The organism is Bacteroides sp. M10 (assembly GCF_014334015.1).
In the GTDB taxonomy this organism is placed as follows: domain Bacteria; phylum Bacteroidota; class Bacteroidia; order Bacteroidales; family Bacteroidaceae; genus Bacteroides; species Bacteroides intestinigallinarum.
Map to the genome: position 1 here is coordinate 3,416,531 of NZ_CP060488.1, position 22,365 is coordinate 3,438,895.

Sequence of the window (22,365 nt, forward strand, 5' to 3'; positions counted from 1 at the left end):
AAGAAATTATTATGTTTATTATATTGGAACCGTGAGTGAGATAAAATCAAACTCACGGTTTTTTGTGTGGATTAAGTCGAGACCTTTGTCGGCGGATATTCTTCTGCAAGATAGTAACACCATCCGATAAAATAGTAACACTATTTGATAACGATACCGTTAATACCCCAAGCATATACCGTTATTATTATGAAATTATTCTATCTGACTTTTCTATAAATATCTTATAAAACAACAGCGCAGATTACTCAATGTAACCTGCGCTGTTGTTTTATAAGATTTCAACTATTTCTTATTTTGATTTTGTTCCAAAGTTTGTAGAAACAACTTCAAGTTTTAATTTGTATTTATCTTGTTCCTCTTTAGGTAAAGAAGTATTTGTGGCATTTGTACCTCCCTTTAAGCGCGCATAGCCAGGTTTCAGGTCATGTTGTATGCTAATAACATTGCTCGAAGAACCATAATAGCTATTACTTGAGGAAGCATCTGTGGTTACAAGTACTGGAATAAGTATGAATTTGTTCCAATCACTATATTTTTCCCATTCTTCAATATCATGAACCACTTGAGTGTCTGTTTCACCTTCGGAGTTAGTTATTTGGAGAGTTATCGTCCCACCATTCTTGAGTTTCTTTTCTGCTTCTTCTCGTTCTCCATCTGCTAAACAATCATTAATCATTTGAGTAATGTTGTTGAATGTATATTGAGTAAAACTAGTAGTAGGATTAAATAGAGATGAAGTTATACCATCACTAAGTTGATTATCTTTAAAGAAACTATCTTTATATTTTTTACGTATTAATAGAACATTCTTGGGAGTAGACATGCCAAACTTCTTATCACTGGTTTCATTATAGATAGGAATTCCTAATTTAACCGCATTCAAAGTATCTCCTTGGAGCTTTTCTGCTATTTGACTAACAGGAAGAGTTAACTGCGTAAAGATGCCAGCTGGACTTTTTAAGTAAGTCCATTCGGGGTTATTTATACAATTTTGAATAGCCACTTTGTCATTTTGTAACTGATTTGCTTGAATGACTTCTCGGGTAGTAGTAAAGGTACGGTACCCATAATAAGTGGAGTCTTTATATTCTGTATCTCCCTCTTCTAATACTTTCTTTTTCAATTTAACACCTGTAAGTGTGTCAACTGCATAGCATTTATATACTACATTCATTTGGGCTTGGTTTATGTAAAGTACTGTACCGTCACCATAATCACTCTTTACGTAAATGCCTTTGAATATTTCTCTGAATGTTTTATCATCAAAGTTAATGCCAGATTTGTTGGCTTTTTGTATAATCTTTGTGCCTATTTCTATTGCAGCATCCTGCTTAAAAGAAACGTGTACGCTAGGGACATATGTGCTGAGTTTACGGATAGAATCTTTGACAGATAAATCAACTGCTGTATAGGCCTTCGTTCCCAATAGATTTTTAGGATTGTAAAATTTTTCAGGCTCAATATCTGTATAATATGCATTCTCCTGATTGAGCTCTTCTTCAGCTTCTCCTAATTCATAAACACTTAAACGACATGCTGTTAATGAATCTCCAAAGTAACTGCTATACCATAGATAAAGTTCGATAGTATGAATGTTACCTATGAGTTTTCTATTTGGATCATTTTCATTATCTGTATTGTATATTGGTTTCACGTCGTCGCCCAGTCCTTCTTCATCTACCATTACGCGGGTAGCTTTTTTCTTTTCGTCCAAAGCAGTACCATCATATACTCCGGGGAATGTCATTCCAGTCGGACAGTTAAGTTGCGCCAAGAAACCTGCCTGATAAGTTCCGAAAGTTTCATCTGTGAACTTTCCTACATACCCGACATTGGTCATTGCATATATCTTACCGGCATGAACGGATTCGGTAGTTACATCAAATGTAGATAGCTTTCCATTGATATTTTGGTCGCTTCCCGGAAACATTCCCAATCCCAGTCCGGCAGTGTTGTCATCACAACCCCAAAAGGTGATTGCCAGTAAAGCTATTAAGGCGTATTTTGCTTTCATGATCGTCGTATCTTGATTTTTTATTCTTCTTCGTTTGCAGTGGCTTCCCATACTTGATCGTAGAACTCGTTGCAGGCATCTGCATAGTTTTCCGGGTTCTGGTAGTCAAGTACCAATTTGCCAGATTGGCGGGCATATTCAATAATAGACTCGTCTACCTTTTCACTGTTTTGTATTACTCCGTCCGAATAGTCCACAGCGAGTTTGCAAAGAGTGGCGTAGTCTACCGGTTCCTTCAAATCACCTAAATCTTTCTTAGTAATACCTTTCAGCATCAGTTTTGTTGCGAAATCGTCGCTAAGTGTACTCTTGAAATCATCTTCATAAACAGAGAATACCACTTTAGCGTCGCGGAAAGAAGGTTCGTCTTTATAGGCTTTCTTAATATAAAGAGGAGCTAAAGCTGTCATCCAGCCATGACAGTGAATGACATCAGGACACCAGCGAAGCTTTTTCACTGTTTCCAATACACCGCGTGCATAGAAAACGGCACGGCTATCGTTATCATCATATTCTATACCATTTTCATCCGTTGTCTGCATACGATTCTGGAAATAATCATCGTTATCGATGAAATATACCTGCATACGTGCGGATTGGATAGAAGCAACTTTTATAATCAAGGGGTGGTCAGTATCGTCGATAATCAGGTTCATACCAGAGAGGCGGATCACTTCGTGCAGTTGATTTCTGCGCTCATTGATATTTCCCCATTTGGGCATAAAGGTTCTGATTTCACGGCCTTTTTCTTGTATTGCCTGTGGAAGGTTTCTACCTATATTGGCCATTTCGGATTCTGAAACGTAAGGTGTAATCTCTTGAGTAATAAATAAAACTTTATTCGCCTTTGTCATAATAACAATAGTTCACTATAATATTCTGCAAAGATACGAAAAAAAAGACACATTAAATAAGATATTCTTTCTTTATGTGGCAAATATTAGTTTATTTTGCAGAGTTTTTGCAAACGAGTAAAACATAAACCAATTGACGAAAATGAAAGTAGTGCACACTATCAAGGACTTACAGGCAGAATTGACTGTCCTAAGAGCCCAAGGTAAAAAGGTGGGACTGGTTCCTACAATGGGTGCTTTACATGCGGGACATGCATCTCTGGTAAAGCGCAGCGTAAGTGAGAATGGTGTAACTGTTGTGAGTGTTTTTGTGAATCCCACACAGTTTAACGATAAAAACGACTTGGAGAAATATCCGCGTACATTGGATGCAGATTGCCGTTTGTTGGAAGAATGCGGGGCGGATTTCGCTTTTGCTCCTTCAGTTAGCGAAATGTATCCGGAACCGGATACCCGTCAATTTAGCTATGCACCATTGGATACGGTGATGGAAGGAGCTTTCCGTCCGGGACATTTTAACGGTGTTTGCCAAATTGTCAGCAAGCTGTTTGATGCTGTACAGCCGGATCGTGCATATTTCGGAGAGAAAGACTTCCAGCAGTTAGCGATTATTCGTGAGATGGTTCGGCAATTGAAATATAACCTTGAAATTGTAGGTTGTTCAATTGTACGTGAGGAAGACGGACTGGCATTGAGTAGCCGGAACAAACGTTTATCTGCAGAAGAACGTGAAAATGCTTTAAATATTTCTCGCACCTTATTTAAAAGTCGTAACTTTGCAGCCACTCATACAGTGAGCGAGACGCAAAAGATGGTTGAAGATGCGATTGAAGCTGCTCCGGGTTTGCGTATGGAGTATTTTGAGATCGTAGACGGAAACACATTGCAGAAAATAAGTAATTGGGAAGATACTTCCTATGCGGTGGGATGCATTACAGTGTTCTGTGGAGAAGTCCGGCTGATCGATAACATTAAATATAAAGAATAACTAAAAAGACGAAACCTTATGATGATTGAAGTGTTGAAGTCGAAAATTCATTGTGCACGTGTCACGGAGGCAAATCTGAACTACATGGGTAGTATCACGATTGATGAAGACCTGCTGGATGCTGCAAACATGATTCCGGGAGAGAAAGTGTATATCGCTGATAATAACAACGGTGAACGCTTTGAAACCTACATTATCAAAGGTGAACGCGGTTCGGGCAAAATTTGTCTGAATGGTGCTGCTGCCCGCAAGGTGCAACCGGATGATATTGTGATAATCATGTCTTATGCATTGATGGATTTTGAGGAAGCCAAGTCGTTTAAACCGGCTGTAATTTTCCCTGATCCTGCGACGAACAAAGTGGTAAAGTAGAAAGTATCTTTGATATTTGAAATAAGAAAAGCCCCGTTTACATTTCGTAAACGGGGCTTTTCTTATTCTACTTTTTATGCCGGGGGTGATCGATGTTCTACCCACGTGTGAGTTGGTTTTAGCCCACCTCTCGATAAACTTCCGCCCATGTGTCAGATGTAGTTATCCCACGTGTTAGGGAAGTTTAGCCCGGGTGTTAATAAGCGGCAGTTAGTTGCCGGCGTTTGTTTTCAGTTGCTCATTCATAGCAGCGGCAGCTTTACGGCCATCACCCATCGCCAGGATTACGGTAGCTCCACCGCGAACGATGTCACCACCTGCGTAAATCATTGGGATAGAAGATTCCATGTTGTCATTTACTGCGATAGTTCCTTTTCGTCCTAATTCCAGTCCTTTGATAGAGCTTGGAACAATCGGGTTGGGAGATACCCCAACGCTGACAATGGCCAGGTCTATATCGATTGTTTCTGTTGCTCCCGGGATGGCTACAGGACTACGACGTCCAGAAGCATCCGGTTCGCCTAATTCCATCTTTTGCAGAATAACCTGTTTTACGCAACCTTGTTCATCAGCAATATATTCGATAGGATTATGCAGAGTGAGGAATTCAACTCCTTCTTCTTTGGCGTGTTTTACTTCTTCGATACGTGCAGGCATTTCTTCTTCCGAACGACGATAGATAATAATAGCACGTTCAGCGCCAAGACGTTTTGCCGTACGGACAGAGTCCATAGCTGTGTTACCACCACCGATTACTGTCACATTCTTACCGAATGCTACCGGAGTGTCCGAATCTTCGCTGGCGGCATCCATCAAATTGACACGGGTGAGGTATTCATTGGAAGACATGATATTGATAGAGTTCTCTCCCGGGATATTCATAAAGTTTGGCAGTCCGGCACCGGAAGCCACGAATATTCCTTTGAAACCTTCCGCTTTCAAGTCTTCTACACCGATAGTCTTTCCTACAATACAGTCTTTGATGAAGTTAACGCCCATCTTACCGAGATTGTCGATTTCTACGTCTACAATCTTGTTTGGCAAACGGAATTCGGGGATACCGTATTTCAATACACCGCCAATTTCATGCAACGCTTCGAATACAGTTACATCATATCCATATTTAGCCATATCTCCGGCAAATGCCAATCCTGCAGGTCCTGAACCGATAACAGCTATTTTGATGCCGTTTTTCTCTGCAATGACAGGTACGGAGATTTGTCCGCTTTCACGTTCGTAATCAGCTGCAAAACGTTCCAAATAACCGATAGCTACCGGTTTTTCATTCATTTTCAAATGAATACATTTTGATTCGCACTGTTTTTCTTGTGGGCACACACGACCGCAAACAGCCGGGAGCGCACTTGTTTCTTTCAATGTTTTAGCAGCTTCGAGGAATTCGCCGCGTTCGATATTCTTAATGAAGCGGGGAATATCAATGCCTACCGGACAGCCTTCCATACATCCCGGATTAGCACAGTCGAGACAGCGTTTGGCTTCTGTAACAGCCTGTTCTGCTGTTAATCCTTGATTAACTTCCTCTTTACGGCTGTGTGAACGGTATTCAGCATCGAGTTCATTCATCTCTACACGAGGAATAGCCGTGCGTTCTTTCGGCTTCATGGATTTACGTAACTCCTGTCTCCAAGCCGCATTACGACTTTTTTCATCGATTTCTTTGGTTGCTTCACATTCCGATTCCAGCTTATGCATTTCTTCGCGTTCGATATTCTTGAACGCACCCATACGTTTCAGCATTTCGTCGAAATTCACTTGGTGACCGTCGAATTCCGGACCATCTACACAAACGAATTTAGTCTTTCCTCCTACAGTGATACGGCAAGCACCGCACATACCTGTTCCGTCCACCATGATCGTATTTAGCGAAACATCTGTCGGAATTTCATATTTTTTAGTCAGCAAGCAAACGAATTTCATCATGATGGCAGGGCCAATAGCGAAACATTTGTCTACTTTCTCACGTTTGATAACTTCTTCTACACCTTCTGTCACCAGACCTTTACGGCCGTAGGAACCGTCATCTGTCATGATAATTACTTCGTCAGAGCTTTCACGCATTTCTTTTTCCAGGATGATGAGATCTTTATTGCGTCCGGCCAATACAGTGATAACACGGTTACCGGCAGCCTTCAAAGCCTGTACGATAGGAAGCATCGGAGCCACACCTACACCACCACCAGCGCAGACTACTGTTCCGAATTTCTCTATATGGGTAGCTTGTCCGAGTGGACCTACTACGTCAGTGATAGATTCGCCTTCATTCAGCTCGCAGAGACGGGTAGAAGAAAGCCCGACTTCCTGCACTACCAGAGTAATGGTACCCTTTTTCAGGTCGGAACCTGCGATAGTCAATGGCATACGTTCTCCTTTTTCGCCTACACGTACGATGACGAAGTGTCCGGCCTTACGAGATTTAGCAATTAAAGGAGCTTCAATTTCAAATTTGAATACTTTTTCAGAAAAGCGTTCCTTGCTAATGATTTTGTTCATTATCTAATTAATTTGTTGTTTTTATTACGTAACTGCTATCAGAATGATATAAATTTTGGCAAAGATACAGCTAATTTACGAAATATAAAAGAAAAGCCACTCTTTTGATGAGTGGCTCTTTATATACGGTACTTTTATTAGTCTGTCATGTCAAATATTAGTCTATCATGTCAAAGCCGCAATATGGAACCAATGCTTTCGGAATTCTGATACCTTCCGGAGTTTGGTTGTTTTCAAGTAGAGCGGCAACGATACGTGGCAATGCTAGTGCTGAGCCGTTCAATGTATGGCAGAGTTCGGTTTTCTTTTCTGCATTACGGTAACGGCATTTCAGACGATTGGCCTGATAGGTGTCGAAATTGGATACGGAACTTACTTCCAACCAGCGTTTCTGTGCCTCTGAATATACTTCGAAGTCGAAACAAAGGGCAGCAGTGAAACTCATATCACCACCACAGAGGCGGAGGATACGATATGGAAGTTCCAGTTTTTGCAACAGACCTTCTACGTGGTCGAGCATTTCCTGATGAGATTGTTTGGAGTGTTCCGGTTTGTCAATGCGAACCAATTCTACTTTGGAGAATTCGTGCAGACGATTCAGGCCGCGCACATCTTTACCATAGGAACCAGCTTCACGACGGAAACATTGTGTATAGGCACAATTCATGATTGGCAACTGTTTTTCTTCCAAAATTACATCACGGTAGATGTTGGTTACAGGTACTTCTGCTGTCGGGATCAGATATAAATCATCTACTTCGCAATGATACATTTGTCCTTCTTTGTCAGGAAGCTGTCCTGTGCCATAGCCGGAAGCAGCGTTAACTACTGTTGGTGGCATGATTTCAGTATATCCGGATTTGCGTGCTTCGTCCAGGAAGAAGTTGATAAGAGCGCGTTGAAGTTGTGCGCCTTTACCTTTATATACAGGGAAACCTGCACCTGTGATTTTTACACCCAGGTCGAAGTCTATTAAATCATATTTCTTAGCCAGTTCCCAGTGGGGGAGTGCATCTTTAGGAAGTTCAGTTTCCATACCTCCCATTTTTTCCACTACGTTATCTTCAGCGCCTACACCTTCGGGTACACTGTCGTAAGGAATGTTGGGGATGGTATAAAGTACATTCTGCATATCTGTTGCAGCCTGTGTCATAGCGGCGTCTAATTCTTTGTTACCTTCTTTTAGTTCGGCAACGCGGGCACGTGCAGTTTCAGCTTCCTCTTTCTTGCCTTCTTTCATCAGTTGACCGATGGTGCGTGAAAGCGAGTTAACCTCTGCCAGATTCTTATCTAATTCATTTTGTGTGCTACGTCTCTTGTCGTTAAGAGCGATCACTTGGTCGATCGTTTCCTTTGCATTTTTGAAATGCTTTTTTTCCAGTCCGCGGAGTACCGCCTCTGTGTTTTCTGTAATTTGTTTAATGGTAAGCATATCTATACTTTTTATGAACTTTCTTATTTAAGGCTACAAAGATAAAGAAAAAACGAATAATCAAGCAAATATATGTGTTATATATAATATATATGATATGTCTATGATATATATATAATACATGTATTGAGCTGTATAATAAACATATATGCAGTGAATGATATATATATGCCTCTTTTAGAGTAATATATAAAACTCTGGTTGTATAAAAAGAAGGAGATGTAATCCATTGGATTACATCTCCTTCTCTTAAATATTTTCAGTTGTGCAATTATGCCTCAGTAGCAGGAACAACAGAAACATATCTTCTGTCTTCTTTGCCAACTTTGAAGCTAACTGTACCATCTACTAAAGCGAAAAGAGTGTGGTCTTTACCCATTCCGATGTTTTCACCCGGGTGGAATTCAGTACCTCTTTGACGAACGATGATGTTACCTGCTTTGCAAGCTTCGCCACCAAATATCTTAACGCCTAATCTTTTACTTTGTGATTCGCGGCCGTTCTTAGAACTACCGACACCTTTCTTATGTGCCATTTCTTCTTACTTTTTAATTGATTAAGCTACTACTTCTGTAATTGTTAATTCAGTGAACTGTTGACGGTGACCGTTCAGTTTTCTGTGTCCTTTTCTTCTTTTCTTGTGGAAAACAAGAACTTTGTCGCCTTTAACCAAGTTTGAAACAACCTGGCAAACAACTTTAGCGCCTTCTACGGTAGGAGCACCTACTGTTACGTTTCCGTCTTTGTCTACCAAAAGAACTTTTTCAAATTCTACTGTTGAACCGTTTTCTGCACCTTCGATGTGGTGAACGAACAACTTTTGACCAGCTTCTGCTTTAAATTGCTGACCGTTAATCTCTACAATTGCGTACATCTTATATATAAATGTATAAGTTAGCTCCGGCGGGTGGTCTTTAATCACTTAAAGAACTCTTTATCGAACCCGTTGCGGAATAATCGGGCACAAAAGTACTATTTTTATTCGTTCCCGACAAATATTTCTTTTATTTTTTATAGGAGATAAAATGATTACGGCAAATAAATGAGCATTTTAGCTCTCATTGTAGCCTATTGGACTAATTCTCCTAAATTCTGCATAATGATTTTGTGTGGATAAACACGAAGTTCCTCTGCAGTTGTCATTCCGTTCAGCACACCTGCAAAATCGACTCCTGCATTCTGTGCTGTTTCGGCATCTACGGTGCTATCTCCAATATACAATGTCTCTTCGGGGCTACTTCCCAGATGTTCCAATGCAAATTTAACTCCTTCGGGCGAAGGTTTCGGTGCTTTTACATCTTCTCCTCCCACTACTATATCAAGAAAATCCTTAGGCAGATATTCTTCCAGATAACTCAATATCCGGAAACGATACTTGGTAGAGATAATTCCGACGCGGGCACCCCGTTTCTTCAATTCTTTCAGCGTAGACAATGTGTCGGGGAAAAGACGGGTATTTACATTCATGTGTACATCAGCTTCCAGTCTGTACTCCTGCCGGAAGGCCTCCAGCTGTGCCGGGTCGGTAATTCCGGTAAGGATACTGAATGATTCTTCCAATGTTTTGCCGATTGTACGCTTGATAGCTTCATCAGTAACGGTTAAATACTGATGCCGGGTAAGCACAATTCTGAAACACTTAACGATACCACGCGACGAATCGGCTAGTGTGTAGTCGAAATCGAATAAATAGGTTTTGTAGTTCATTGGGGAAAACTTTTCCGCAAAAGTACTAAATACTTTTCTTATTTCACAGCTTCTACCGTGTATCCTTGTCTTTTTAGTAAGTTTAATAATCCTTTTTCTCCGGGGAGGTGCAGGGCGCCTACTGCAACAAAAGTCGGGGCAGCCTTCATGATTGCCGGTAGTTTTTCAGCCCATGTTTTATTACGGTTGTAAATCATAGCATCTTCTTCGCCGGGAAGTGCGTCACATTGATCGCCTTTACGCTCTTCGCTGATTTTAAGCATGGTGTTCAGATCTTGTTTCATGTAGGCGTTTGTGAGCCTTTTCAGGTTTTCTACTTCAGTCTCTATATGGTTAAGAGTGCACATTAATAGTTGTGCTTGCCGTTGTAGTGAACTGCCATTGAAAAGCAGGTTGAATTGGAATTCTGCAGTTTCCAGTCCATCCACCTTTTTTCCGTTTTGGATGGCTTGGCTCTGAAAGAATGTGTCGAGTTGCTCTTGCGGATTGAATTTCCCTATATGTTTTACGTAAGCCATCACCACTACATTATTTAATAAGAAGGCAGGCTTTAGCTTCGGAGCCATATTTAAATCTACCATCAGGTTTTCTTTGCAGAATTTATTAGCAGTCTCAAAGTCTTTCGGAGAAAGGAGAGAGTTCAGCGTGGTATCACTTTCAATCATCATTGCCTTTTGCATCTTTTCCATGGTGGCAGGCGATTGCATTTCCGACATTTTCATCTCTCCATATACTTGTTGGGTTTCATTCATAGCCTTTTTAAGTCCGGCAATGCTATCCATGATGCTGAACGGTGCCAGATGGTGAGTGCCTATGATATAGGAAGGTTGGTTCAGTCCGTTGCCGGACACTTTCCATAAAAGCTGTGCATTGGCGCTGAATGCCACGCAAATAAATAGAACTGCTCCGATGAATGATTTCATAATTTTATATCATTAGAAGTTGATAATTAACGTATCCTGCCGCCGCTTATCCAGTGTTTGGTATAATAGTTCTCGTTCAAGTTGCTGACGATCACTCCTTTACTGGTGCTGGAATGAATAAACTTACCGTTTTTGAGGTAAATGCCTACATGAGCTACTTTATTTTTTGAACGACTGCTGGTGAAGAATACCAAGTCTCCTTCCCGGAGATTCCGTTTGGCGACTTTATTACTTTCTTTTTTTAGATCTTCCGTGTTACGCGGCACTTGGGTGCGGTATACCTTACGGTACACTTGATAAACTAATCCCGAACAGTCGGCTCCTCGTTTCGAATCACCTCCACCACGATAGGGAACCCCTATCCAGTCGGCTGCTTCCAGATAGAGCTTATGGTTATCCTCCATATTAATATCTACCCCCAACAATATAGAAGCTCGCGCCAATGCTTGATAATCCAGGCGGGGCGCGGAAGTGCGGCAGGAACTAAGGCTGGCAACCAGTCCTAATAAAAGGATGAATTGCAGGAAGTATCTTTTCTTTCTATCAGGTTTCTTTATACTAGACTTATGGGTATCAGACTTTTCTGTTATATATCTCATCATAATTAGTTTATCATTCCCTATTTACCGTTTACTCTTCTTCTACATTAAAATAATCCTCCAGTTCTTTCTCTGCGGAGTTGTCCTCGTTGATAATATCCCGGATGATGACACCGTGTTCCAATAAAGCGATCCTCGGACATACATCTACGGTATGATTGAGGTTGTGACTGGATATAATAACCGTAGCTTGATGCTCCTCATTATATTTCTTGAACAGATGTTTGATGATAGACTGAGAACTTGGATCGAGGAAGTTGAACGGTTCGTCCAGTATCAGTAATTGCGGGTAATGAAGCATGGCAGAAATAATTCCGATCTTTTGCTTATTACCTGCGGAGTAGTTGCGGATTAGCTTCTTGTGCCCGATCACTTCTCCACTCATAAAACGTTCGAAAGGAATCAGACGTTCGTCCACTTCTTCTTTCTTTAGTCCGTACATCTTTCCGATGAAATAGAAATATTCTTCCGGAGTGAGATAATCAATCAGAAAACCATCGTCAATGAAAGCACCGGTAATGCTTTTCCAGTCTTCGCTTTGGCTGACATCAATATCATTAATAATCACCTTACCATCATCTGCTTTTAGCAGATCCAGCATGATTCGGAAGAGAGTTGTTTTACCGGCACCGTTGTTTCCCACCAATCCGAGCATATCGCCTTGATTGATTTCGTAGTGTTCTATGTCTACGGCAATCTTCTCACCGAAATTCTTTTTAAGTTTGTCAATGATAATCATGATCTTCAATGTTTATATGGTTAATGATTCATGAGTGTTTATTGGCGGCTGTCTCTGAAGCCTTCCATGTTTTCGTATCGCCGTTTCATGAAACGATGATATACATTTTTAATCCATAAAGGAGAAGTCAGGGTAAATCCGAGACCGACAACTAACAGAATTATGTAAGTGATTGTTTCACCTAAAAATGCATTTAATAGACTGTATAAGATGAGAGGCACACCGAAAGCAGCGAAATTAACCACCATCTGTATAGCGCTATTCGTTTGCCGGCTTGCCACTTTCTCGTTTAAAGGTACCGTCTGTTTGTTGTAGACAGCCAGTTGGAAAAAACAGAAATAAATAAAGCCGATGGTATAGAAAAACCAGGCAAAGGCGCCCAGTAAAGTGAGTTTATTCATGATGATGGCGGGAACCATGAGTATGAAAGGTATGATTTCGCCAATGCTGTATGTGTAATATTTGGCTTTCAGCAGACTCATAATTGATTCTTTACGAGACATCAGGCCATCAATGTAATTACCTTCGAATGACATAATCTGTGAAAGGATAATCATTCCGAATACGGCAAAGTTGTATACACAGATGAAAGAAGTCATGAAATTGCCGTCGTAGACACTGGAAAAGCTAAGTGCAACGGAGAAAGCTACCACTACAATCGCGATATTGCGTAGTGCACCTTTGCAGCGGCGGTTGCGTAAAAGCATTTTCAGTTCCAGCCTCATATATTCGCCAACTTCCCCGTAGCGTTCGAAGAATTTATATTCGGAGACATGTTTAATCTGGCTATCTTCTACTTTTGCCAGCTCTGCATAGATAAGTCCGGACATGATCTTGCGGTTAATCAGCCATAAAATGGCAATCACAAGTATGGTGCCGAGAAAATAGAGAATGTTGCCCTGTATATATCCGTCTCCCAGATCCATGAAGAAATAGAAGAGAGGACTATCTTCGGGAATGAAAAGAAGGCAGCCTATTCCACCGTAGAAAGCGATAGGTAATAGAATCCACCAAATACGTTCGTTGATAAGAGTGCGGCAAAGCAAGTACCAGTAATTATTGGCAATAATCAATAGCAAGATACCGATAAGATAGGTGATGACACCGGGGATACCGAAAAACTTGGTAATAGTGATGAAGGAAAAAGGGACAAACAGAAACAACCAGAACAGGTTGAACAGGCTTAGTCCCGAGCGGATTAGTAAGAAGTCGATGACACGAATTCGTTTAACCGGCAGCAGGAGGTAAGGTTTTACCTCCTGCGTCGGTGTTTTTTGAAACGGAACACGCAACAGAAAGTCCAGTGCCAGGATAAAGATCAGAACCACTGCGTTCATCACATGATATGGTTCCCGGTTGGGAACCATATCAGAAAATCCGAACGCGAACGTCGTACCGAAGAATATCAGGTAACCGGCCCAGAATGCGCCCATGACATAACCGAGTATTTTAGCAACTTTGTTCTTTTCATACATCGGATGCCGTTTGGCGGCAAGCCTTCCATGTTTGCGTAATTCGTTGAATATCATCATTCAGTAGATATACTAGAGAATTTTTATTTGTTTTCTTCCGGCACGGTCATGATGACTTGAATTTCGTTGTTCTGTTTCAGCAATTTGGCGAGGAAGTCTTGCACTTCTTTCGCTGTGATGCTGTTGACCAACTTTTCATAGTCTTTTGTATTATCCACACCCGTGTAGAGGTATTCGTCCATATTATTAAGCCAGTAGCCGTTTTCTTTCTGGGCGTCTTTATACTTCTTCAGCATATATTCTTTGATCTTCTGCATGTGTTCGGCAGACGGACCTTCTTTTGCCATTTTGTGAAGTTGTTCTACAACAACAGCAGACAATTTATCTTTCTTGGCAGGGTCAGTTTGGAATACAATCTGAAGAACAAGTTCCTCTTTCGGGTATTTACCAAGACTTCCGTTACAGCTTACACCGTATGTACCTCCTTCTTTTTCACGGATTTCAGCAGTGTAAACCAAATCCAGAGCCTGATCTAAGAAGCTAAGCAGGACATTGTTGCGCAAGTCATATTTGCAAGTGCCGCTATAAAGGAACATGATGGTAGCCATCGGAGTTTCCTGTGCTTTCGCAAATACATTTTTGATCTCTCCCTTGCGGATATCCATCTTGTTATCTTTGAAAGTCTCTTTACGGTTGATAGATGGCAGACCTCCCAGATATTTGGCGATTAACGGTTTCATTGTAGCCAAGTCTACGTTTCCTACCAGGAAGAAAGTGAAGTCACTTGCATCTTTGTAGCGGTCTTTGTACATTTCAAGAATACGGTCATAGTCGATCTGGTCTACCATGTTTTCTTTCATTCTGATAGCACGTGGATGGTGACCGTATAGTACGCTTGTAATAGTGTCACTAAAAGCAGTCATCGGGTTAGCGTCCGCATTTTGAAGTTCGGCTTTCAAACGGTTCTTGTAAGATTCGAATGCTTCATTATCCTTACGCGGAGATGTGAAAGTAAGATAAGTAAGCTGCATCATTGTCTCAAAGTCTTTCGGAGCACAGCTACCGGAAACAGTTTCCGTAGTGTTGCCGATACCCGCACCTACGTTTGCACGTTTGCCGGCTAAAGCTTTACCCAGATCCACTTTGCTGAAATTACCAATTCCACCTACCAGAGCTACTCCGTTTAATTGAGAGATATTGATAATTTCTTCGTTCGGGAATACGCTGGTACCACCGAAGCTTACACCTTTCATTACAATCTGGTCAGCCTTGAAATCAGTTGGCTTCACATATACGGTTACGCCGTTGGAAAGTACCAACTTAGTCGTACCATAAATTTCACCAGCTTTTTCAGAAATAATCTTGCCACCTTTAATATCTTCAGAGATTAGCGGTTCGTTAGAAACTTTATCTTCATAAGGTTTCAGATCGAATGACTTCATTTGTTTCAATAAAGCAGCAATTTCTTCTTTAGTAGGGTATTTTGCTCCTTCTTTTTCCGGACCGGCCAGCAAAACCACCTGATTGTTGTCAGTGATTAGTTGTTGCATCACCTGATTGACAGCTTCTACAGGGATATTCGGAGCCAGTTTGTTTACCAGTGTATATTCAACTTCGATTCCCGGAATCGGTTCTTTTTCAAGGAAATTGTTAACGTATTCGTTGACATAAGAACCACTTTTAGTCTTTTCACGTTCGTTGTAAGCAGATTCTACGGCTTGCAGATAGTTGGCGCGTGCGCGTTCATATTCTGATGCGGTAAATCCGAAGCGGCGTGCACGTTCAGCTTCTTCCAAAACTGTTTTCATTGCTAAATCGATACCGTCTATTTTGCTGCTTGCATCAAGTGCGAGTGCTTCTTTAGTCTTGGCAAGGAAATAGTTTCCATATTCTGCGCTTGCACTAGTGAAAGGAGGATTAGCAGTTTGGCGGAGTTCGTTCAAACGGTTGTTCAGCATATTCATAGCCATGCTGACCATATACTGAGTAGCATAATAAGCAATGGTATTTTTCAAAGAATCCGGTGTAGCGTCTTGTTTGAAGAAGATGTTCACATAAGGATTCTTCACTTCCTTGTCTGTACCGATATAGATCAGCGGTTCCTGATTATCTGCCACTGGATAGTAGATACGTTCGGCCGGGTTTACCGGAGCTTTTACATCTGCGAATACTTTTTTCAGTTTGGCTTCAATTTCATCTACATTGATATCACCTACAATAACGATTCCTTGCAAGTCCGGGCGATACCATTTCGCATAATAATCGCGGATATCCTGATAAGGGAAGTTGTTGATAACATCAATACTTCCGATAGGCATACAGTCTGAATATTTAGAATTCGGATACATAGTAGGCTGTGCATCAGTCATGATGCGAAGCATACCACTGTTGCGGCTTCTCCATTCTTCGCGGATAACGCCACGCTCTTTGTCAATTTCCTTGTCGGCAAGGTTGATAGCGCTCGACCAGTCGTGAAGGATCAGCAGACAAGAGTCTACCACGTTTATATTTTCAGTCGGTACGTTGCTGATATTGTACACCGTCTGGTCGACACTGGTATATGCATTCAGGTTCGTGCCGAATTTGATACCTTTCGTTTCGCACCAGGGTACGATGCCAAGTCCGGTTTCATCACCCGGGAAGTGCTTTGTTCCGTTGAAAGCCATGTGCTCCAGAAAGTGAGCCAGACCACGTTGTTGCGGTTCCTCAAGAATGGAACCTACTTTCTGGGCGATGTAGAATTCAACTCGTTTTTCGGGAAGGGCGTTGTGGCGAATGTAATAGGTAAGCCCGTTGTCTAGTTTACCGATGCGAACATTCTTGTCCACAGGTAACTCTTGCATGGGTTGTGCAAGTACGAGCTGGAAATTGCAGCATATAAAAAGGACTGCAATAAATAATCCACGTAATAAATGTTTCATGTTCTATTTAGTTTAAATAAATATTTCTGTGTTATTTGTCGTTGTGCTTGGTTGTAAATCACAAATAGACAGGGAAAAGAGTTATTTTATAGCTTCCCGTATCCTGACTAGCTTAGTTAACAGTTCTTCCAGAAGGTCTAACTTTAACATATTGGCACCATCGCTTTTTGCTACGACAGGGTTTTCATGTGTTTCGATGAATATTCCGTCGGCACCTACGGCGATACCTGCTTTGGCGACAGTTTCTATCAACTGCGGCATTCCTCCCGTTACCCCACTGGTCTGGTTGGGTTGCTGCAAGGAGTGAGTGACGTCCAGAATCACCGGATAGCCGAATGATTGCATTTCGGGGATGCCACGGTAGTCTACAACAAGATCCTGATAGCCGAAAGTTGTTCCACGTTCGGTAAGCATCACATTCTTGTTTCCGGCTTCCACCACTTTGTCGGCAGCAAACTGCATTGCCAGCGGCGAAAGGAACTGTCCTTTCTTGATGTTAATCGTTTTTCCGGTTTTGGCTGCGGCAACCAACAAGTCGGTCTGGCGGCAAAGAAAAGCCGGGATTTGAAGTATATCCACGTATTCGGCTGCCATTGCAGCTTCATCTGCGGTATGGATATCGGTTACGGTGGGGACTCCGAAAGTCTCATGTACCTTTCTCAATACTTTGAGTGCTTTCTCATCGCCAATGCCGGTAAACGAATCCAGACGTGAGCGGTTTGCCTTACGGTAAGAACCTTTGAATACATAAGGAATTTGCAGTGCTTCGGTGATCTTTACTACTCGTTCGGCAATGCGCATTGCCATTTCTTCACCTTCTATCACACACGGACCGGCCAACAGGAAAAAGTTGCCGGCGGGGTTGTTCTTAAGTTCTATCATATTTAACTACTATTATAAGTTTATTTTCAGGCACGGATTACGCGGATTACACGGTTTTCTTACTATAACCGAATTGGCAAGAACGGTGTAATTCACAGGATCTGCAAGAACCGTGTAATCCGCGTAATCCGTGCCTAATTATATTTAATTTGGAATAATAAGCGTTGTCTTTTCCGGGAGCACGCCTACTTCTAAAGGAAAATGTTTAGGCAACAAACGCCCGTCCAAATCCACCGCTGCATTCTGTGCCCGGAGTACCTTTACTTTTCTCGTCCGGTAGCTTTTCACCACTTTGTGATTCAGGATTCTTCCCTGAATCAGCATCCATAGTCCGGAAATAATTTGCAGGAATTCCGGGCGGTAGATTACAGATACATCCAGCCATCCGTTGTATGGAACGGCACTGGGAGTTTGTCCCCATCCCCAGGCACTGCCTATACATACGGTCATGATGCGTCCGCGGATATGTTCATCATTGATGCGGAGATGCATTCTGTAAAGTTTCCGTTCGAAGATGAGGGAGAACAGGGCGGCAACGTATGAAAGGAACTTCACACCCCAGAAACGTTTGGTCTGATCGGTGATTTTGACGATTCGTGCTCCCAGTCCGATATTAACGGCATTGAGGAAATAGCGACGCTGGTGTTCGTTTCCGTCGTAGAAGTTGCAGTAGCCTACGTCTATTTTCTTCAACCGATGATTGATGATACAGTCGACAGCCGGCTTGTATTCGGTGCTAAGTCCCCAATATTTGGCGAAGTCATTTCCGATACCGTTCGGAATCATGCCGAGGGCGATGTTCTCTTTGTCTTCGGCATCGGATAGCATAATGCCATTGATGGCATCGTTCAATGCCCCATCACCTCCCACAATGACAATCGTGCGATAACCATTGTTGGCCAAGATTTTAGCGAGACGCTCTACCGAACCGAAACCTTCGGATTGTACATAGTCATAGTCTACACCTTTACTGTCCATGTACTCCTTAATTTCTTTCCAGCGCTTCTTTACCTTTCGGGTACCAGCTTTTGGGTTGTAAATCACTCCCCATTTCTTCGGTTCTACACTCATATTTGTTTATCTATCCTATTGTGTATTAAAAATCGCACTATAATAACTGCCAAAGATACTAATTCCCTTGCAGTTTCTCTTTTACAAAAGCTATCTTTTCTTCCATCGGCAGCTCTGCATTCATCCAATGGATCGTAAATCCTCTTCTTTCCATGCCGCGGAACCAGGTCATTTGTCGCTTGGCAAACTGATGGATGGCTATCTCCAAACCGTTGAACATTTCTTCATAAGTCAGTTTGCCTATGACGTATAATGTCAGGTATTTGTATTCCAGTCCATAGTAGATGAGATCGTCCGGTGCAATTCCCTGTTCGATCAATCGTCTTACCTCGTCCACCATTCCTTCATCCAATCGTTGTTTCAATCGGCGGGTGATCTTTTCACGGCGCAGTTCCCGGTCAATGTCCACTCCGATGATGAGACTGTTCAGTTCCGGAAATTCCCTTTCGGGAACCGGATGGGCTGCATAATACTCTTCAATTTCTATCGCCCGTATCGTCCGTTTCACGGTATCCACATCGGTAGAGTTATGCAAAGCCTTGTATTGACTTAGCATTTCCGTCAACTCTTCCAGCGAATGATTTGCCAAACGGTTGCGCAATTCCGGATTTTCCGGTACGGGCATCAGTTTATATCCTTTCAACACGGATTCCAGATACATACCTGTCCCTCCACATAAAACGGGAAGACAGCCTTTTTGTTTGATGCTTTCGTAAGAATTCAAGAAATCACGTTGATATTCAAACACATTGTATTTATATCCGGGGTCTGCAATGTCAATCAGATGATAGGGGATTGTACGTCCGTTTACGGTATAGTCGGCCAAATCTTTTCCTGTACCGAGATCCATTCCTCTATATATCTGACGGGAATCGGCACTGATAATTTCTGTGTTGAGTTCATAGGCCAAGGCAGCGGCAAAGGGAGTTTTACCCGAGGCTGTAGGTCCGAGTATGGCGATTAAATCATAGTCCGGCATAGCTTCATTCTTTTATATCTGCAAAATTACGAAATATTTTTAACCTGTTTGGTATTCAATCGCTTTTTTATCAAGATTAATAAGGGGATAGGGAAGGTTAATTTGTATTTTAACCTCTAATTGGTGGTATTCAATCTAATAATAATGAAGTGTATGAGAATACCGCCATCTGATATTATCTGCTATAATATTTGTGTTGTTTTTATTGTCAATCTGTTATGGTAGTAGCTAATCTTTTGATTTTTAGTGGAATATGGCTGATGATAGGAGCTGACAATAGGCTGACAATAAAGGTCTTGTTTTTTTATTGTCAGCTTTGTTTTTGCTGATTAAATAGTATAGCTATATGATAAACAGTTGTTTATCTCCTTTTTTATCATGATGCTATTTTTGTGATAACTTCTGTATATCTGTATGTTTTTACGTTATATTACCACTAAGGTTGTGTTGAAAAATCAGGTGTGATAACTCTAGTATGCTGATAGAATAACACGGAGATACGGGTAAAGTAGCTTAAAGATACTGGCATTGTTCAGCTAGAGTGCCTTTATTGTTCTGCTAGAGTACGTAAGCATTCGGGCTCGTGCGTGTTTCTTTCCCTTCTTTTCTTTCCTACCTTTGTGCCTTCATAATCATCTTAATCCATTATGTGTTCAGTATTAGTATTTTCTAGTGAAAGTGAAAAGCTGCGTAGTCTCTTATCCGAGTCTAACCATTTTGATTCTGTTCTTTTCATATTTGATGGTGGTCGTCGTTATAAAGTTTCGGCTTCCAGTCTTGGCATCCATTCTCCTCAGGATCTACTTCTCCCCTTAGGTCTTGGTCTTTTCCGTAACAGTCCTTTCTGGTCTTATTACCTTTATCCCAATGGTTGTAATTTCCATAAAGGTATTGACGGTCTTTGTGGCGAGGTCATCCGGCACACGGGTTCTTGCGTGTCAGAGCAGAGTTGTCATATTTTTCTTGACCGTTCCCGTAGCAGATTGCATATCCTCTATCGGTGCGAGGACGAATACCGACTGGAATGCCGTCGTCTGAACCACAGTTCTTTCTTCTTGAAAAAGGACGAACGGAAAAGAGATTTTCTTCAAATTTCCTGGAATCGCCTGAATGAGCTGCTTACTGTTAAAAAGTATCGGAAAACAGTTGAAAAGTAATCTCCCATCCTACAAGCCGTACAGGTTTATTTTGATAACTTTGCCACATAATAAAAAAGTGGATATGCAGTGAAAGAACCAGTCATTACCTTTACTTTGGAAGAGTACGAAGAGTTGCGCAAGGAACGTGAACGTCTTGAAAAGGAACATGCGGAACTTCAGAGAAAATACGCAGCCTCTTTGCAGGAGTATTCCCGCCAAGTTGAGGAAATCTCAGCCTGTACAGCCGTCATTGCTGACCTGAGATGGAAATTGGCTGATTTGACACGCCGTTTATGGGGTAAATCCAGTGAAAAACGTCATCTTCCCGAAGATGCCAACCAATTGAGCATCTGTTTTGAATCTCCGTCCGATGTCAATGACCCGGTAGCGGAGGAGCAGAAAACGGCTGAGAAATCTGCCCGGTCGGAGAATGGTTACAATCGTTTCCGTAAGAGCTTCACCCAAAAGATTACTCCCCACGCCCGTAAGCCCATCGATCCGTCCCTTCCCCGTGAAGAAATCATCATTCCCATGCCGGAAGGTCTTTCTCTGGAGGGAGCGACGAAGCTGGGGGAGGAAGTGAGCGAACAATATGCCGTCAGCCCTGCCCGATTCTATGTGAGACGCATCATCCGTCCTAAATACCGGCTTGCCGACGGTCGTATCATAACTGCTCCCATGCCCGTAATGGCACACCCTCACAGCAATGCCTCGGAGAGTGTACTGTCCCACATTGCCACCGCCAAATATTACGATCACCTGCCTCTGCACAGACAGCTGGACATTTTTGAGCGTGAAGGCATCCATCTGAGTCCTTCCACCGTAAGTAACTGGATGATGGCTGCCGCACAGCGTTTGGAGCCGATCTACAATGAGCTTCGTGAACTGGTTAAGGACAGTTATTACGTCATGGCCGATGAGACGCCCCACCCCGTACTTGAAAGCGACCGACCCGGTGCTCTTCATCGCGGGTATATGTGGAACTTCTATCTGCCCCGGTTTCATACCCCCTTCTTTGAATATCACAAGGGGCGTGGCAGCAGCGGAATAGACACACTGCTGGCAGGACAGGTCCGCGTGGTACAGAGTGACGGCTTTGCAGTATATGACGAGTTCGACACGCTACCCGGAAAGTTGCACTTGTGCTGTTGGGCACACGTCAGGCGCAAGTTTGTGGAAGCGGAAGGAAATGACCCTCCCAGAGCAAGGTATGCACTTGAACAAATAGGCAGACTGTATGCTGTGGAGGAGGAAATCAGGATAGAACATCTGGAAGGCGAGGCTGTAGTAAAGCTTCGCCGGGAAAAATCGTACCCTATTATCAAAGGACTGGAAAAATGGTGCAAAGAGGAATATGAACATACGGTCGATAAATCGCCTGTTGCCAAGGCCATATTCTATATGTACACACGCTTTGAACAACTGTCCGGATATGTCAATGATGCACAGTTCTGCATTGATAATAATCCGGTGGAGCGTTCTATTAGACCGTTGACTGTAAACAGAAAAAATACACTCTTCTCCGGATCGCATGAGGCAGCACACGCAGCGGCAATATTCTTTTCACTGATGGGATGTTGCAGGGAAAATAAGGTGAACCCAAAACTATGGATGCAGGACGTGGTGATTAGAGTACAGGATAAAGAAAGAGAAGAGAAAAACGACTACTCCGATTTACTGCCATTTAATTGGAAAGGATAAACAAGAAAGGTTTATAAAGTCAAAAGCCAGACGTACTCCGTCTGGCTTTTGACTTTAT

General features: G+C 42.2%; 19 protein-coding genes. 4 read left to right on the plus strand and 15 right to left on the minus strand.

Annotated elements, in window-relative coordinates:
- Positions 1-292: 292 nt before the first annotated feature.
- On the minus strand, positions 293-2,017 hold the full coding sequence (locus H8796_RS12030; RefSeq protein WP_117936799.1) for a DUF4270 domain-containing protein: 1,725 nt from the start codon (positions 2,015-2,017) through the stop codon (positions 293-295).
- 20 nt (positions 2,018-2,037) lie between these two features.
- Positions 2,038-2,871, minus strand: coding sequence for a glycogen/starch synthase (locus tag H8796_RS12035; protein ID WP_117936797.1), 834 nt, complete (start codon positions 2,869-2,871; stop codon positions 2,038-2,040).
- A gap of 142 nt (positions 2,872-3,013) precedes the next feature.
- Between H8796_RS12035 and panC the strand changes: the two genes are divergently transcribed.
- On the plus strand, positions 3,014-3,859 hold the full coding sequence (gene panC, locus H8796_RS12040) for a pantoate--beta-alanine ligase (RefSeq protein WP_117936795.1): 846 nt from the start codon (positions 3,014-3,016) through the stop codon (positions 3,857-3,859).
- An 18-nt stretch (positions 3,860-3,877) separates the two neighbouring features.
- Entirely contained in the window at positions 3,878-4,231 is a 354-nt protein-coding gene (panD, locus tag H8796_RS12045) for an aspartate 1-decarboxylase (RefSeq protein ID WP_004301789.1), read from the plus strand.
- 210 nt (positions 4,232-4,441) lie between these two features.
- Here the strand turns inward: panD and H8796_RS12050 are convergent, their stop codons facing one another.
- The 13 genes from H8796_RS12050 to miaA all read right to left on the minus strand — a co-directional run bounded on the left by H8796_RS12050 (position 4,442) and on the right by miaA (position 19,467).
- Positions 4,442-6,742: a bifunctional dihydroorotate dehydrogenase B NAD binding subunit/NADPH-dependent glutamate synthase gene (locus tag H8796_RS12050; protein ID WP_117936794.1), complete on the minus strand. Its 2,301-nt coding sequence runs from the start codon at positions 6,740-6,742 to the stop codon at positions 4,442-4,444.
- Between the two features lie 157 nt (positions 6,743-6,899).
- Positions 6,900-8,174, minus strand: coding sequence for a serine--tRNA ligase (gene serS, locus H8796_RS12055; RefSeq protein ID WP_004301791.1), 1,275 nt, complete (start codon positions 8,172-8,174; stop codon positions 6,900-6,902).
- Between the two features lie 271 nt (positions 8,175-8,445).
- A complete protein-coding gene (gene rpmA, locus H8796_RS12060; RefSeq protein WP_004301792.1) occupies positions 8,446-8,709 on the minus strand; it encodes a 50S ribosomal protein L27 in 264 nt (87 codons plus the stop codon).
- Between the two features lie 21 nt (positions 8,710-8,730).
- Positions 8,731-9,048: a 50S ribosomal protein L21 gene (gene rplU, locus H8796_RS12065; protein ID WP_004316691.1), complete on the minus strand. Its 318-nt coding sequence runs from the start codon at positions 9,046-9,048 to the stop codon at positions 8,731-8,733.
- A 194-nt stretch (positions 9,049-9,242) separates the two neighbouring features.
- Positions 9,243-9,881: an HAD-IA family hydrolase gene (locus tag H8796_RS12070; RefSeq protein WP_004301795.1), complete on the minus strand. Its 639-nt coding sequence runs from the start codon at positions 9,879-9,881 to the stop codon at positions 9,243-9,245.
- 38 nt (positions 9,882-9,919) lie between these two features.
- A complete protein-coding gene (locus H8796_RS12075; protein WP_117936792.1) occupies positions 9,920-10,804 on the minus strand; it encodes a TraB/GumN family protein in 885 nt (294 codons plus the stop codon).
- 26 nt (positions 10,805-10,830) lie between these two features.
- Positions 10,831-11,403 (minus strand): C40 family peptidase, encoded by a 573-nt coding sequence (locus H8796_RS12080; protein WP_233530370.1) that lies wholly within the window; start codon positions 11,401-11,403, stop codon positions 10,831-10,833.
- Positions 11,404-11,434: 31 nt separating this feature from the next.
- Positions 11,435-12,142, minus strand: coding sequence for an ABC transporter ATP-binding protein (locus H8796_RS12085; RefSeq protein ID WP_117936790.1), 708 nt, complete (start codon positions 12,140-12,142; stop codon positions 11,435-11,437).
- Positions 12,143-12,180: 38 nt separating this feature from the next.
- Positions 12,181-13,674, minus strand: coding sequence for a DUF5687 family protein (locus H8796_RS12090; RefSeq protein WP_187343800.1), 1,494 nt, complete (start codon positions 13,672-13,674; stop codon positions 12,181-12,183).
- A 23-nt stretch (positions 13,675-13,697) separates the two neighbouring features.
- A complete protein-coding gene (locus tag H8796_RS12095) occupies positions 13,698-16,535 on the minus strand; it encodes a pitrilysin family protein (protein WP_117936788.1) in 2,838 nt (945 codons plus the stop codon).
- Between the two features lie 81 nt (positions 16,536-16,616).
- The gene (gene kdsA / locus H8796_RS12100; RefSeq protein WP_117936786.1) at positions 16,617-17,417 is read right to left on the minus strand and encodes a 3-deoxy-8-phosphooctulonate synthase; all 801 of its coding nucleotides are present in this window, start codon (positions 17,415-17,417) and stop codon (positions 16,617-16,619) included.
- 144 nt (positions 17,418-17,561) lie between these two features.
- Entirely contained in the window at positions 17,562-18,488 is a 927-nt protein-coding gene (locus H8796_RS12105; RefSeq protein WP_004301802.1) for a diacylglycerol kinase family protein, read from the minus strand.
- 58 nt (positions 18,489-18,546) lie between these two features.
- Positions 18,547-19,467 (minus strand): tRNA (adenosine(37)-N6)-dimethylallyltransferase MiaA, encoded by a 921-nt coding sequence (miaA, locus tag H8796_RS12110; RefSeq protein WP_117936784.1) that lies wholly within the window; start codon positions 19,465-19,467, stop codon positions 18,547-18,549.
- Between the two features lie 647 nt (positions 19,468-20,114).
- On the opposite strand from miaA, the gene tnpB reads away from it, so the two are divergent.
- Together tnpB and H8796_RS12120 are read left to right on the plus strand one after the other, a co-directional pair.
- Positions 20,115-20,624 (plus strand): IS66 family insertion sequence element accessory protein TnpB, encoded by a 510-nt coding sequence (gene tnpB / locus H8796_RS12115; RefSeq protein ID WP_117932120.1) that lies wholly within the window; start codon positions 20,115-20,117, stop codon positions 20,622-20,624.
- 69 nt (positions 20,625-20,693) lie between these two features.
- A complete protein-coding gene (locus H8796_RS12120; RefSeq protein WP_117932118.1) occupies positions 20,694-22,307 on the plus strand; it encodes an IS66 family transposase in 1,614 nt (537 codons plus the stop codon).
- Positions 22,308-22,365 lie beyond the last annotated feature (58 nt).

Coding starts and splice junctions, on each gene's coding strand:
- H8796_RS12090 (WP_187343800.1), bottom strand. CDS start 13,674: ATGATGATATTCAACGAATTACGCAAACATGGAAGGCTTGCCGCCAAA.
- rpmA (WP_004301792.1), bottom strand. CDS start 8,709: ATGGCACATAAGAAAGGTGTCGGTAGTTCTAAGAACGGCCGCGAATCA.
- tnpB (WP_117932120.1), top strand. CDS start 20,115: ATGTGTTCAGTATTAGTATTTTCTAGTGAAAGTGAAAAGCTGCGTAGT.
- panC (WP_117936795.1), top strand. CDS start 3,014: ATGAAAGTAGTGCACACTATCAAGGACTTACAGGCAGAATTGACTGTC.
- panD (WP_004301789.1), top strand. CDS start 3,878: ATGATGATTGAAGTGTTGAAGTCGAAAATTCATTGTGCACGTGTCACG.
- rplU (WP_004316691.1), bottom strand. CDS start 9,048: ATGTACGCAATTGTAGAGATTAACGGTCAGCAATTTAAAGCAGAAGCT.
- H8796_RS12095 (WP_117936788.1), bottom strand. CDS start 16,535: ATGAAACATTTATTACGTGGATTATTTATTGCAGTCCTTTTTATATGC.
- miaA (WP_117936784.1), bottom strand. CDS start 19,467: ATGCCGGACTATGATTTAATCGCCATACTCGGACCTACAGCCTCGGGT.
- H8796_RS12105 (WP_004301802.1), bottom strand. CDS start 18,488: ATGAGTGTAGAACCGAAGAAATGGGGAGTGATTTACAACCCAAAAGCT.
- H8796_RS12080 (WP_233530370.1), bottom strand. CDS start 11,403: ATGAGATATATAACAGAAAAGTCTGATACCCATAAGTCTAGTATAAAG.
- H8796_RS12030 (WP_117936799.1), bottom strand. CDS start 2,017: ATGAAAGCAAAATACGCCTTAATAGCTTTACTGGCAATCACCTTTTGG.
- H8796_RS12035 (WP_117936797.1), bottom strand. CDS start 2,871: ATGACAAAGGCGAATAAAGTTTTATTTATTACTCAAGAGATTACACCT.
- H8796_RS12050 (WP_117936794.1), bottom strand. CDS start 6,742: ATGAACAAAATCATTAGCAAGGAACGCTTTTCTGAAAAAGTATTCAAA.
- serS (WP_004301791.1), bottom strand. CDS start 8,174: ATGCTTACCATTAAACAAATTACAGAAAACACAGAGGCGGTACTCCGC.
- H8796_RS12070 (WP_004301795.1), bottom strand. CDS start 9,881: ATGAACTACAAAACCTATTTATTCGATTTCGACTACACACTAGCCGAT.
- H8796_RS12085 (WP_117936790.1), bottom strand. CDS start 12,142: ATGATTATCATTGACAAACTTAAAAAGAATTTCGGTGAGAAGATTGCC.
- H8796_RS12075 (WP_117936792.1), bottom strand. CDS start 10,804: ATGAAATCATTCATCGGAGCAGTTCTATTTATTTGCGTGGCATTCAGC.
- kdsA (WP_117936786.1), bottom strand. CDS start 17,417: ATGATAGAACTTAAGAACAACCCCGCCGGCAACTTTTTCCTGTTGGCC.